General features: G+C 68.3%; 12 protein-coding genes and 1 pseudogene. 4 read left to right on the forward strand and 9 right to left on the reverse strand.

Going from position 1 to position 12,699, the window contains the following annotated elements; genetic code table 11:
• Nucleotides 1–58: 58 nt before the first annotated feature.
• From FFT10_RS09550 to FFT10_RS09560, 3 genes are all read right to left on the reverse strand, one after another.
• Nucleotides 59–691 carry a pyridoxamine 5'-phosphate oxidase family protein gene (locus tag FFT10_RS09550; RefSeq protein ID WP_137732554.1) on the reverse strand — a complete coding sequence of 211 codons (633 nt, stop codon included), beginning with the start codon at nt 689–691 and terminating at the stop codon, nt 59–61.
• A 265-nt stretch (nt 692–956) separates the two neighbouring features.
• Nucleotides 957–1,571 (reverse strand): DUF7482 domain-containing protein, encoded by a 615-nt coding sequence (locus tag FFT10_RS09555; protein ID WP_137732555.1) that lies wholly within the window; start codon nt 1,569–1,571, stop codon nt 957–959.
• A gap of 158 nt (nt 1,572–1,729) precedes the next feature.
• Nucleotides 1,730–2,566: an AraC family transcriptional regulator gene (locus FFT10_RS09560; RefSeq protein ID WP_137732556.1), complete on the reverse strand. Its 837-nt coding sequence runs from the start codon at nt 2,564–2,566 to the stop codon at nt 1,730–1,732.
• Between the two features lie 105 nt (nt 2,567–2,671).
• Here FFT10_RS09560 and FFT10_RS09565 point away from each other — a divergent pair, with 105 nt between their 5' ends.
• Nucleotides 2,672–3,232, forward strand: coding sequence for a peroxiredoxin-like family protein (locus tag FFT10_RS09565; RefSeq protein ID WP_137732557.1), 561 nt, complete (start codon nt 2,672–2,674; stop codon nt 3,230–3,232).
• Complete coding sequence (locus FFT10_RS09570) at nt 3,229–4,542, forward strand: hypothetical protein (RefSeq protein WP_228027027.1); 1,314 nt, start codon at nt 3,229–3,231, stop codon at nt 4,540–4,542. Before FFT10_RS09565 ends, FFT10_RS09570 begins: the two co-directional genes overlap by 4 nt.
• Here FFT10_RS09570 and FFT10_RS09575 read toward each other — a convergent pair.
• The 5 genes from FFT10_RS09575 to FFT10_RS09595 form a co-directional block, all read right to left on the reverse strand.
• A complete protein-coding gene (locus FFT10_RS09575) occupies nt 4,539–5,324 on the reverse strand; it encodes a DUF547 domain-containing protein (RefSeq protein WP_162520732.1) in 786 nt (261 codons plus the stop codon). The two genes, FFT10_RS09570 and FFT10_RS09575, sit on opposite strands and share 4 nt — an antisense overlap.
• Nucleotides 5,321–6,694 (reverse strand): radical SAM protein, encoded by a 1,374-nt coding sequence (locus FFT10_RS09580; protein WP_228027028.1) that lies wholly within the window; start codon nt 6,692–6,694, stop codon nt 5,321–5,323. The genes FFT10_RS09575 and FFT10_RS09580 overlap by 4 nt, the downstream gene beginning before the upstream one ends.
• Nucleotides 6,695–6,798: 104 nt before the next feature.
• Nucleotides 6,799–8,301: a sensor histidine kinase gene (locus FFT10_RS09585; RefSeq protein WP_137732559.1), complete on the reverse strand. Its 1,503-nt coding sequence runs from the start codon at nt 8,299–8,301 to the stop codon at nt 6,799–6,801.
• Nucleotides 8,298–9,002, reverse strand: a complete 705-nt coding sequence (locus FFT10_RS09590; RefSeq protein ID WP_137732560.1) for a response regulator transcription factor — start codon at nt 9,000–9,002, stop codon at nt 8,298–8,300. The genes FFT10_RS09585 and FFT10_RS09590 overlap by 4 nt, the downstream gene beginning before the upstream one ends.
• Before the next feature lie 66 nt (nt 9,003–9,068).
• The gene (locus FFT10_RS09595) at nt 9,069–9,887 is read right to left on the reverse strand and encodes a spondin domain-containing protein (RefSeq protein WP_137732561.1); all 819 of its coding nucleotides are present in this window, start codon (nt 9,885–9,887) and stop codon (nt 9,069–9,071) included.
• A 353-nt stretch (nt 9,888–10,240) separates the two neighbouring features.
• On the opposite strand from FFT10_RS09595, the gene FFT10_RS09600 reads away from it, so the two are divergent.
• Together FFT10_RS09600 and FFT10_RS09605 are read left to right on the forward strand one after the other, a co-directional pair.
• Nucleotides 10,241–10,921: a glutathione S-transferase family protein gene (locus tag FFT10_RS09600; protein WP_137732562.1), complete on the forward strand. Its 681-nt coding sequence runs from the start codon at nt 10,241–10,243 to the stop codon at nt 10,919–10,921.
• A 96-nt stretch (nt 10,922–11,017) separates the two neighbouring features.
• Entirely contained in the window at nt 11,018–11,860 is an 843-nt protein-coding gene (locus tag FFT10_RS09605) for a haloacid dehalogenase type II (protein WP_137732563.1), read from the forward strand.
• Between the two features lie 128 nt (nt 11,861–11,988).
• Here FFT10_RS09605 and FFT10_RS09610 read toward each other — a convergent pair.
• Nucleotides 11,989–12,450: pseudogene (locus FFT10_RS09610) on the reverse strand (HPP family protein); the annotation flags it as partial.
• Between the last annotated feature and the right edge of the window lie 249 nt (nt 12,451–12,699).

Below are 12,699 nucleotides of genomic sequence, written 5' to 3' on the forward strand. Positions count from 1 at the left end.
CGGGGCGGGCAGGCAGAGGCGCGCTCGGTCAACCGGCGCGACGGCGGTAGGTGGGTGTTCAGCCGGATGCAGGCAGGTCGGCGGCGCGTTGGGCAAGCCGAGCCTCCAGCTCGGCGATGCGCGCATCGCGCTGGTCCAGCGCGCGCTGCACGTCCTCGGCGTCGATGTGCACGGGGATGTGCTGCGGGCAGTTCCAGTCGAAGCCTTCGACGTGGATGTGCATGGCGCGTTGCGGCCGTGCGCGGTAGGTCGGGTCGACGAGGGTCTGGGCCAGTTCGTCAGAAGGTGCCAGGTCCCGAACCGCCATCCGCCCGAGCACCTTCAGCCGCACCCGATGCGCGTAGTCCATCAGGATCAGCGCGACACGGTCGTTGCCCGTCAGGTTGCCCAGGCTGATCAGTTGGCGGTTGCCGGCGAAGTCGGCAAAGGCCAGGGTCCGGTCGTCCAGCACCTTCAGAAAGCCACGCGGCCCGCCGCGGTGCTGCAGGTAGGGCCAGCCGGTCTCGGACACCGTGGCCATGTAGAAGCTGCGCTGTGCGGCGATGAACTCGGTCTCGGCTTCGCCCAGCCGATCGTTGAACACATCGGCACCGTCTTCGAAGTTGCGCGCATAACCTGCACGGCTGCCGTCGCGCTGCTGCGCGGCCTTGACCGAAGGCGTGAAGGCGATGTCTGCGAAGGCGTGGGGCATGGTGGGCTCCGTGGATCTGCGCTGCGGATGGTGCGGCGCATGACCGTGACTGTGGCCGCACCAGGCCTGTAGCGGAATGCCCGCACGCGCCAAGTCAGTGTTTCGGATCCTGCAAGAGTGGTGCGCCAGCATCCCGGCCGCGCAGTTGGAAGTCCTCACCACCGCGTGAGGACTTCGCCTGGATGGGCCGCTTCAATGCGTCAGTGAACGCAGCCCACCCTTGGCCTAGAGGCCGGGGCAGGACGACGGTGAACGCCAACTGGACTCAGCGCGCCGGTTGAATCAGTGACACGCGTGGCAGGGCACCCTTGGGCCCGCGGTGGACGATGGGGCAGTTCAGCACCACCCTGGTGGCTTCCAGCGTCACTGCGCCACTGTCGACCGCTGCCAACACCGCCTCTTCCGACTTCAGCGTCTGCGGGTGCTTGCCAGCAGCCCAGGTGACCTTGACCATCTGCCACAGCGGGCTGTAGGCCGTGTCACGACTTGCCGAACCCATCGGATAGGGCGCGGATGCAAAGATGCTCTCCTGCTTGAAGTTGGTCACGGCATAGACCTTGTCCACCGACGATCGGCGGCCCGGCACTGGCGGGCCCACTGGCAGGGCATCGGCAAGCCTTGGTGCAAAGTTGGCGCCCTTGGCTTCCGCCACGTCGGCATGCGACACGTCGGTGGTGATGTAGAACACCTCTTCGCCTTCAAACCAGCCGCGCAGCACCGGAATCGATGCCTGGCTGTTGCCAACGAGCGGCGGCGCCGTGCTGCAGGCTCCCAGCAGAAGAATGGCAAGGCTTGCCAGCGCCAGTTGGGCCCTGTGCAGGCGCGGCCAGAGTCTGGACGTCCCAGGCTGCCCGACGGTGGTCTTTGTCTGCAGGGCCATGTCTCCACTTTCTCGTTGAAATCAGCGAAGACGCATTGTCAGTGTGCAAGTCCTGGGCCGGCGCGCGCGAGACGAATCGCATGCTGTCTGAGCCGATCGGTTCACTGGCCTGGCTGCCGAATGCCTGGGTGAACCTGACGATCGGGATCGGAGCAGGCTCAGGGCCTCGCGACTGCGTCGCCTTGCTGCCATTGCGTGGGTGTCCTGCCCAGGCGTTGCAGGAAAGCACGCCCGAAGGCTCCCGGACTGGCATAGCCCACCTCGGCGGCCACCTGCTTCACCGTCAGTCCCTTGCGCAGCAACGTGCGGGCGAGTCCCAGGCGCCAGCCGGTCAGATAGTCGCCGGGCGGGACGCCGACCGTGTGCGTGAAGTGCGCCGCGAACCGGGCCCGCGACATGCCGGCCAGTGCGGCCATGGCGTCCAGGGTCCAGGCCCGCGCGGGGTCGTCATGCAGCGCGCTGATGGCCTTGGCCAGGCGCGGGTCGGCCAGCCCGGCCATGACGCCGCCGTCCACCAGATGGTGCGCGATGGCATGGCGCAGGAGCTGGATCACCAGCACCTCGGTCAGGCGGTCGACCACTGCGCCGTGTCCACAGCGGCTGGCCTGTGCCTCGCTGAACAGAAGCTGCTGGGCAAGATCGAGGCCGGGCAGCTGGGCCAGCGGCACGCTCAACAGGGCTGGCAGACCGCGCAACAGCGGGTTCTCGTCACCAGCGCCGAAGTCGATCGACGCACACACGACGTCGGCACCCTCGCGCTCGCCACCGTCGAGCCGGTGCGCACCGGCGCGCGGGAAGAACAGCACGCTCGGCTCGCTGACGACGCTGTGCCGCCCGCGCGTGTCGACCACGCCCAGCGGCCCGCGCCGCACCAGGTGCAGATGGCCGACGCCGCTGCCGCCGTCGAAGTCGGCGATGCCGCACAACGCGCCGCTGTGGAACACGCGTGCGTGCAGTTCGAAGCGCTGGAGCAAGGCGGACAGACGGTCGGGCATGCGAGGGAAGACCGAGATGAATGGTTGAATAACGGAGATGAATCGCTGCCAATGATCTCACCCAAGGCGCTACATTGCCGCGTATCCCCCATCTGGAGACCTGACATGTCGAACCCGCCACTGCCGTCCCCGTTGATCCCGCGACAGCCCGTGCCGTCCCTGCAGGTGCCGACGCTGGAGCACGGCAGCTTCTGCCTGGCGGACGACGCCGCCGAGAACTTCACCTTGGTGGTGTTCTACCGCGGCCTGCACTGCCCGATCTGCCTGAAGTACCTGTTGGAACTGGGTCGCCTGCAAGCCGAGTTCGACAAGCGCGGCGTGAAGGTGATTGCGATCTCCAGTGACGGGCGCGAGCGGGCGCAGGCGATGGCTGACAAGCTGAAGGCGCCTGCCCTGCGCATGGGCTACGACCTGAGCCTGGCCAAAGCGCGCGAGTGGGGGCTGTTCGTCAGCACCTCGCGCGGCACCACGTCCATCGGCATCGAGGAGCCGGCGCACTTCTCCGAACCCGGCGTGTTCATCGTGCGGCCCGACGGCACGCTGTACTACGGCGCGGTGCAGACCATGCCCTTTGCGCGGCCGCACTTCGACGAGCTGCTGGCAGCGCTGGACTTCGCGCTGCAGAAGAACTACCCGGCGCGCGGCGAGTACATCGGCGCGGTGTGAACCCGTTGCGCCCGCCTGGGTTCACCCGGCGCCGGGCCCTGGTCGCAGGTGTCGTCGGGCTGGGACCTGCCAGCGGGCAGGTTGGCGCGCAGGCCACCGCGGCGGCTGACGCGCCGCGCTGGGCCGTGCGCGCCGTGCTGGCAGCCGAAGCGATGCGGCAGCTGCATGCAGGCGGACCTTCCGGTCTGCTGGGGACCGGCGTCAGCGGCAGCTTGTGGGCCTTGTCAGTGGAGGGCCAGGCACCGCGCCGCATTGCAGACGGGATCGATCCCGCCACGCCCGTCGCCGCGGGCCACGGCCGAATCGCCGCGCGCACGGCCGACGGCGGACTGTGGGTCTGCGAAGAGAGTGGTCGGGACGGCCGCGTGCGGACTGTGCCTCCATCGCGTTCCGCAAACCTGTCAGTGCACGCCGGGCTGCTGATCCTGCCGCTGGCCGTGCTGGCCGTCGTCACCGCCGGTGCTCGGCCAGCCGACGCGCTGGGCCACCATCTCGCCCGCTTCGAGGCCGACCCCGCGGGACGCTGGCGTGAAGTGGCGCGTTCGACCGACGCGGTGCTGCCCGACGCACGGCCCGTGCAAGTCGACCTGGACGGCCGCGGCGACGGTGGCCACATCGCGGTGCTGGCCGGTCCCGACGGCAGCCGCTACGGCCACGCCGTGCTGGGCGACGCGATCGAGGCGACACGGGTGCTCTGGCTTGAACGCCACGGGCTGGAGGTGCTGCGCGAACTCAGCCTGCCAGCACCGCATGTGTTCGAGGACATTGCGCCTCGCCCAGTGGCATTGCCAGGCGCGCCGCTTGGGCGCGGCTTGCTGACGGTGCGATCCGGCCCCGATGGCGGTCAACTGGCGCTGGTGACAGCCGATCCGGCACGGCCGCGGGGCTTGCGCCTGGCCGCGCTGGGCGACACGGTCGGCGGCTACCACCGCTGGCTGGCACCCACCACCGATGGCCGCCACCTGGCGGCCGTGCACACGCCGCACATCGGCGGTGTGCTGCACATCTATCAGCCCGAAGGCGAGCGACTGACCCGCCAGCGCCTGCATGCCGATGTCAGCACCCACCGCATCGGTTCGCGCGAGATCGACCTCGCGGCCTGGCTGCAAGGGTTGCTGATCCTGCCCAGCCAGGACGGCCGCCAACTGCGGCTGATCAGTCCGGCGGCTGATTGGGCCGAGTTGCAGGCGCTCGCGCTGCCGGGGCGTGCAGTCCTGACTGCAGCTGTGCCTGAGGCGGCAGCGCTGACCGTCATGCTGGAGAGCGGCGAGGTCCTTCTGGTGGGGCCTCTGGCGCGCGCAAAGTCCTAAGGCGCACGGCCGGTCCGGCGGCTGTTGGCGATAGTCCAGTCGTACGGCGTGAAGCGCACGGTGAAGCCCGGCGGTGCCGGTTGCGGCGCATAGCGGTTGGCATAGGCCAGCAGGCTGTCGGCGGCCACCGGCACGAAGTCCGCAGGGTAGAAGCCGAGCAGTTCGCTCAACCAGACCGTCGACGTGGCCGAGTCGATGCGGAAGTTCTCGCGCCGTGCGAAGAACGCGCGCGTCTCGCGGTCGAGTTCGGCGTCCAGCGTGTTCGCAGCGAAAGGCACACGCGGCAGCGCCGGACACGACAGTGCCGAGCAGTTGAGCGCGAAGTGGATGCGTGGCTCGCCGCGGGCATAGGGCCGGATCACGTCGTTCTCGTAGCTGTACAACGACATGGATTGGCCGCCGATGTCCAGCTTGCGCAGCAGGAAGAACGTGACCTTGTTGAAGCCGGCGTGGGTGGCCGGGATGCCGCTCTGCAGAACGTTGAACATCGACAGCGCGTTGTAGGCGTTGATCATGTGCGCCAGCCGCTGGGGTCCGTCGGGCCACTGCGCGAGAGGACTGTCAGCGACATGCCGCACATAGCGGTCGAGGTCCGCACGGTCGCGCGCCAACGCCGGAAAGTCGACCTCGCCCCGTTCGTCGACGAAGCGGTCAAGAACACGTGCCCAGGCGTCCAGCGCGGCCTGCGGCGTGGATGGCGGCGCCGCAGGCGCAGGCACCAGTGTCGAGCAGCCACCCAGCAGCGCAGCCAGCAGGACCCACAACGCGGCGAACCCCCTCATGGCTGCGCCTGCTTCGCGGTGGCTGCCGCCTGCCGGGGCTGCCTCGCCTGGGCCCGCGGCCGGCCCTTCAGCCATTTGATCGGAAAGGTCGGCACCGCGTCGTGGCCCGGCGGCAGCGGCTGCCAGGTGCCGGTGCTGGTCTGCAGCGGTCGCAGCAGGTAGGCGTCGCGCTGGGCATTGAAGGCACACATGCTCAGCGGCCCGTCCTGGGTGATGGCCATGAACACGCAGGCCTCGATGCGTTCGGGGTCGAGCTGGCAGGCGTCCATGAAGTTGTGGGTGAACAGCGTCAGCTTGTGCACGCGGCCGCGCCCGGCCAGCAGCCCGGCGCGCATGCGCCAGGCCAGGCGCAGGCCCCAGCCCAGCCCGGTCAGCGCCAGGGCCGGCCGTGCCCAGGCGGCCACCGCCAACGATCGCACCGACTTCCAGCGGGTGCCGCGGTCGATGCGCAGGTGGGCTGTTTCGCGCATGAAACGTTGCACGAACGCGGGCTCGGCAAAGGCATCGTAGGCGCGGCCACCTGCCACCAGCAGCACGGCGCTGCGGTTGCAGTCATGGTGGCCGGCGGCCAGCACGTTGAAGCGCAGGGCCGTGCCGGCCCCCTGCTGCAGTCGGGCGGCGACGCTGTCGTTGCCAATCGGTTCGGCCCGTGCACCCAGCACGCCGCGCCCGGTCTCGGCCTGCAACTGGAAAGACGCAAAGCGCACCACGTCGGCGTGCGCGACGAAGAACGCGGCCAGCATCGGCACCTGCTCGAAGTTGCCCTGGTGCACCGTGGTGTTGAAGAAGACGCTGATCGGCAGGCCGCGGGCGCGTTCGATGTACTCGCGGCGCAGCGCGTTCAGGTCGTGTTCGGTCGGGTAGCCGGCGCGTTCCTGCGTCGTATCCACATGGAAGGCGACATCGACCAGCCCGGCTTCGGCGAGTTCGGCCAGCAGTGCGCGGCTGGCGCGGATGCCGTTCGTGAACAGTGAGGCGCGCAGCCCACGCTCGGCCAGACGCCGGACGATCGCCACCAGTTCATCGCGTTGGCGCAGGGTCGGCTCACCGCCCGAGACCTGCACGTCGGTGCCCGGGCCATAGTGCGCAACGATGGTGTCGATGCGGCGGTAGATCTCCTCCAGCGGATAGTCGCGCACCGCTTCCGACGACTCGCTCAGGTAGCACAGCGTGCAGTCCAGGTTGCAGCGCTGGGTGATCTCGAGCGAGACACAGGCCACCGGCCAGCGGCGTCCGGCCGTCTGGTGTGCCGACCACTGGCCGCTGCGCTGCTGGCGCATGCGCATGTCGGCCAGCGGGTCGGCCAGGGGCTGGCGCTGCGGCTGGTAGCGGGCTGGGTCCTGCGTGTTCGGGTCGTCGTCGGGTCGCATGGGCGGTGGGCGTGGACTGCGCGCGGATTCTGTCTTCGCAACGCAGCCCGGTGCATCACGGCGCCGTGACAACCCCGGCACGTCAGGTGCCGGGCCGGCGACCTTCAGCCCGCCAGGGGCAGCGCCATGCACAGCCGCGTGCCACCACCCGGTGCGGGCAGCGGCCGCAGGCTGCCGCCGTGCAGCACGGCCACCCGCTGCGCAATGGCCAGACCAAGGCCGCCAATGCCACCGCTGCTGCGCTTGATCGGCGGGTCGCGCAGCGACACGCCCTGGTCCAGCCGCTGGTGCAGTTCGCCCGGCAGGCCCGGACCGCTGTCTTCCACCACGATCTCGGCCTGCGTGCCTTCTCGGCGCAGGCTCACCCGGACCGGCTGGCTGCCCGGGGCGTGGCGCAAGGCGTTGTCGATCAGGTTCGTCAAGGCACGCTCGATCAACTGCAGGTCGCCGTCGAGTTCCAGGCGGCCCGGTGGCAGGCCATGCAGCGTGACCGAGGGCTGCACATCATGCAGGCCGAACTTCTGCACCGCGTCGGTCACGACCTCGTCCAGACTGAAGCGTTCGCGGTGCAGCGCCTGGCCGTCGGACTGCAGCGCAGCCAGCTCGAACAACTGCTGCGACAGGCGGCTGACCTTGCGGCTTTGGGCCAGCGCGGCCTGCAGCACCGCCGCGCCGCGCGCTGCGTCCGGTGTGGCATCGCCTGCCAATGCCTCCAGGTGGCCATGCAGCGCCGTCAGCGGCGTGCGCAGGTCGTGCGCCACGCTGGCCATCATCTCGCGGTGGTCGGCCACCTGGCGCTGCTCACGCTCGGCCTGCGATTCGATGCGCCGGGTCATGTCGCCGAAGGCATCGGCCAGTGCCTGCACCTCGTCGCCCACCGGGCGCTGCTGCGCGTCACCGGCCGAGCCGTCACTGGCGTCGGCCCCGGTGCTGCGCCGGCTGTAGTCGCGCAGACGCCGGGCCAGGCGGTGCAGAGGCCGTGTCAGGCGGCGGAAGGTGAACAGCCCGAGACCCAGAGTCACCAGAAGGCCCGTGGCTGCGGCGAGCGCGGCGCCCCGCCACAGTCGGTCAGCGCCGACCTGCGCGGCCACGGCATCGCGCGCCGGACTGTCCAGCACGACGTAGAGATACCCCGGCGGTCGCACATCGCCCGGGCGCACCGGGAACATGGCCGCGCTGAAGATGCGCGGCACACCCGTGCCCATGGGGTCGGTGCCCCGCAGCGGCAGCGGCGCGCCGGCCAGGAAGGCGCGGATGACGTCGAGGTCCATCTGATGCTGCCGCACCATGCCGGGCTCGCCGATGTAGTGCTGTACACGCCCGTCGGCATCCAGCAGATAGACCTGCACCCCTGGGTTCACCGTCATCAACATCGACAGCAGAGAGCCACGCGCCGTGCGTTCAGCCTCGTCGCGATCGGGCGAGGCGATTTCGGGCCAGTGTCCGACGATGTGCTGGGCCAGCCCATGCGACAGGCGCTGCAGCGACTCCTGCTCCTGTTCAGCCGCCACCTGCCGCCCGAGCAAGGCCACGAAGGCGCCGTAGGCCAGCAGAAGCACGGCCAAGGCCAGTGACAGGCGGGCGGTGAAGGAACGGCCCGCCATCATGGCGCGGGCTCCGGATCAAAACGGTAGCCCACGCCCCACACGGTGACCACGCGCCGGGGGTCGCGCGAGTTGTCCTCGATGCGGCTGCGCAGCCGGTTGATGTGGGAGTTGACGGTGTGCTCATAGCCGTCGAAGCCATCGCCCCAGACGCGTTGCAGCAGTTCTGCGCGGCTGAAGGGGCGGCCGGGATTCTTGAGCAGGAAGTGCAGCAGGTCGAATTCGCGCAGGGTCAGCGGCACCACGGTGCCGTCGCGCAGCAGCTCCCGCCGAACGGTGTCCAGCCGGAAGGAGCCGAAGCAGAAATCCTGCCTCGACGCCGCAGCCGAACGCATCTGCTCGATGCGCCGCAGCAGCGCACGGATGCGGGCGACCAGTTCCAGCATGGAGAACGGCTTGGCCACGTAGTCGTCGGCGCCCAGTTCCAACCCCAGCACGCGGTGTGCCTCGGTCGAGCGTGCGCTGAGCATGATCACCGGCACATCCGCATGCAGGGCACGCAGATGGCGGCAGACCTCCCAGCCATCGGCGCCCGGCAGCATCAGGTCCAGCAGCACCAGGTCCCAGCGCTGCCGATCGATGGCGGCCATCGCCTGCCGGCCGTCGGCCTCACGGTGCAGGCGGTAGCCCGCGTCTTCCAGATGCAGGCGCAGGGCCACGGCGATGGCGTCGTCATCTTCGACCAGCAGGAGGTGTTCGTTCATGGGAGGCCAGCGCCGCCTCCGGGCGGCACTGGCGGGTCATTGGAACAGAGCGACGGGATCGGGGTGTCAGCGCGCGGTCGTGTCGGTCGGCTGCGTGCCGACGCGCCGCCGACGCGCCATGAAGCCCACGGCCATCAGGCCCGCCGCCATCAACGCATAGCTGCCAGGCTCAGGCACAGCCGACACGCCGAAGCTGATGCGGTACACATCGCTGTCTGCCGTCAAGGCGCTGTTGAAGGTGTAGCCGGCCCCCGTGGCCAGGCCGTTGAAGCCCGCGAACTCGGCGAAGTTGAAGGCAACCACGGAGTTCTGGTCACTGCGCAGGCCGTTGTTGCCCACGAAGGCCGCAGCGGCCGGGTCGAAGACCTCCGAACCTGCGTCCCAGATGTCCCTGGCCTTGATGCCGATGGTGGCCACGTTCAGGTTGCCAGCCGCATCGAAGAGCCGGTACTCGGTCGGGCTATCGTTGCCGATGAAGAAGTCATTGCTCGGCACCACCATCGCGCCGAAGGTGAAGAACGGGTTCAGTGCCGTGTCGACCCGGAAGGTCAGGCTGCTGGCGCCGCCCGGCTGCAGCAAGCCGCCGATGGTGCCCCGCGTGGCAGTCGGATCGGCCGTCGCAAACGCCGCTTGCCACGCGCCGCCGGCGCCGCCTTCGGCAACCGAGACGATCGGCGCGGTGGCCACGCCGCCCAGGTTGAAGGCGTCGAAGCTGCCGTTGTTGAACCCGACGTGAAGTGGCGCGAAGCTGATGCTGCTGGCGGGTGCAAGGTTCTGCACCATGACCGTCACGTCGACAACGGCGGCCTGCGCCGAGGCGCACAGGGCGAACATGGTGGTGATGGCTGCGCCAGTGCGCGAGCAGGGGAAGGGGCGTTGAATCATGACGGACTCCTGGCAGGGCTGTGGTGGGGAGCGAAGTTCGCAAGTCCGAACCCGCATGGCCGATGCTAGGGAGATGAAGTCATGGATGCATCACTGGAAGTTCACCGCAACGGGAACCTTTGCTCGGGCGACCCGGCGCTCCAGGTGTACGTTTGGATGGGCCGCCGTCATGGCGCCCCAGTCGTCGGACCAGACGCAGCGGTGAGCGATGCCGGTGGGCGCGCCCCAGTCGATTCTGGCGCTGAGATGGGACAGGCCATGCATCGAGCCCGGGTGAGTTTCCATTGGCTGGACGGGGGCCAGGCGATGCTCACAGAATCGCGGCACCCGCAGCCATCGTCCGAGGCCCCAGCATGCTGAAGTTCTACTACTCACTCGCACCCAACCCCATGAAGGTGGCACTCTTCCTGGAGGAATCGGGCCTGCCCTACGAGGCCATCCCGGTGGACACGCGCAAGGGTGAGCAACACGGCGCCGCCTTCACGGCGCTGAACCCCAACGCCAAGGTGCCTGTGATCGTCGATGGGGAGACCACCGTCTTCGACAGCAACGCCATTCTGCTGTTCCTGGCGGAGAAGACAGGCCAGTTCCTGCCGGCGCCGCAGGATCGCGGCCCCATGCTGTCTTGGCTGATGTTCGTGGCGTCCGGCATCGGGCCATTCACCGGCCAGTGCGTGCACTTCAAGCACTACGCGCCGGAACCGAACCCCTACGCGCTGAACCGCTATGACTTCGAAGCCTGGCGGCACTGGAAGATTGTGGACGCGCACCTGGCAGACCGTACATGGATGGTTGGCGGGCAGTACACCCTGCTGGACATGGCGGTCTGGGGCTGGGCGCGGGCTGTGCCCTTTGCGCTGGGCTCCGAAGCCTGGCAGCAACTGCCCCACGTGAAGCGGCTGCTGGATGCAGTGAACGAGAGACCCGCCGCGCGGCGTGCTGCCGCGTTGAAGGATCGCCACGCATTCAAGGCCGAACTGGACGACGAAGCGCGGCGGGCGATGTTTCCGCAGAACGAGAGACTCAAGGGCTGATCTGCAGGGGCGCGGGCCTGGACATTGCGCAAGGGTCGTTGTTGGTGGCAAGGCATCTTCCAGCGCGGCGTGGGCCGCACACACGAAAGTGGTCGCATGAACATCCAGGCACTGGCCTTCGACACGGGCGGCACCGTACTCGACTGGCATGGCGGACTCGTGCGCGCGTTGACTGACATGGGCTCGCGCCATGGCGTCGAACGCGACTGGCATGCGGCGGCCAACGACTGGCGGAGGCGGACGATGAAGCACATCGTCGGCCAGAGGCATCCTGAGTTCCACATGGATGACGTGCACAGGCGAGTGCTCGACGAGACACTCGCCGAGTTTGATCTCGAGGCGTTTTCGACGGTGGAGTGCGACGAACTCTGGCGCACATGGCACCGGCTCGACACCTGGCCCGACTTCGCGCCTGCGCTCGCGGCACTGCGCCAACGCCTGCCCGTGGTGTCGTTCACCATGCTGCCCACAGCGCTGGTGGTCGACGTTTCGCGCCGCAACGGCGTCACCTGGGACGCGATCACCTCGTGCGAGATGATCGGTATCTACAAGCCACATGCCGAGGCTTACCAGACTGCAGGACGATGGCTGAACCTGCAGCCGCAAGCGATCCTCATGGTGGCTTGCCACAACTTCGACCTCAACGCGGCGCAAGATGTCGGAATGCGCACGGCGTTCGTCCGGCGGCCTGACGAGTGGGGCCCTGCTGGGGCGCCCGATCCGAACCCGAACAGGGCCTACGACTTCATCGAGGACGGGTTCGATGGCCTTCGTGAACGTGTGCTGGCGGCGTTGCGACTCAACGGTGTTGAACACTTTCCGTCGGGTGTAGATGCCGTCCGAGATCACAACGACTTCCCCAGATCGAGGGGCGAACCGAGCCGAACCTCGTCAGGGGTTCGCCCCGAGAGCGTGTCAGAACGGTCGCAGACACTGTAGCCCCCCAGGGATCGGGCTCGCCGAGTTTGGTCCAACCCTTGTCGGCAATGGCAGGCTTGGCACCCTTCGAATCCATCGACCTGAGTGATTTGATGTCGGCGCTCGGTCCGCAGCGTGCGGGCGATCAGCTACTGCCAGCCGCCCCAGTTCAACGACGGCGGCGAAGGCTCAAGCGGTGACACGGGGTAGTGAACCAAGCCGGGATAGAGGCGGCTCCACACCACAGCCAAGCAGACCAGGTACAACACTCCGAGAAGAACCGGGTTCAGCAGTGCCCCCCAATGAGCCTGGACGTAGACCTTGATGACCGGATTGGCGCCAGCAGGCGGATGAACCGTCCGGGTGGCGAGCATGAAGGCCAGTGACAGGCTCACGGCCAGCGCGTAGGCCAGCAGCGACGACCCCAGGAACTGAGCGCATGCGATGCCGATGGTGGCGCCGCCAAGATGACCGCCGAGGATGGCCCGCAGTTGTGCCGCCGGCGCCCGAGTCAGCCCAAGGAGGAAGATTGAGCTGCCACCCAGCGAGGCCAAAACAAAGTTGGCGTGAGGTGGACCCACCAGGTAGAGCGCCAGTGAAATGCCGACACCTGCGCCGAAGACGCATCATGCAAGTCGAGTTGCGTGATGGCGATGCATTGAACAGGTCGTGGAGTCGCGCACGCTTGGATTGTGGCTGGTGCAGGCACCTACCGACGCTGCCCCTTGCCTAGGGACGCTCTGCACAACACGGCGACCGATATGGCAGCGCCTTGCAATTTGATCGGGGTCGGGCAATTGCGGTCCGAGTTGACGCTTGCAACGAGATCGCAAGGTGCCCGCGACGCGTTGTGCCGCTTG

It is taken from the genome of Pseudaquabacterium pictum (genome assembly GCF_005403045.1).
GTDB lineage: Bacteria > Pseudomonadota > Gammaproteobacteria > Burkholderiales > Burkholderiaceae_C > Pseudaquabacterium > Pseudaquabacterium pictum.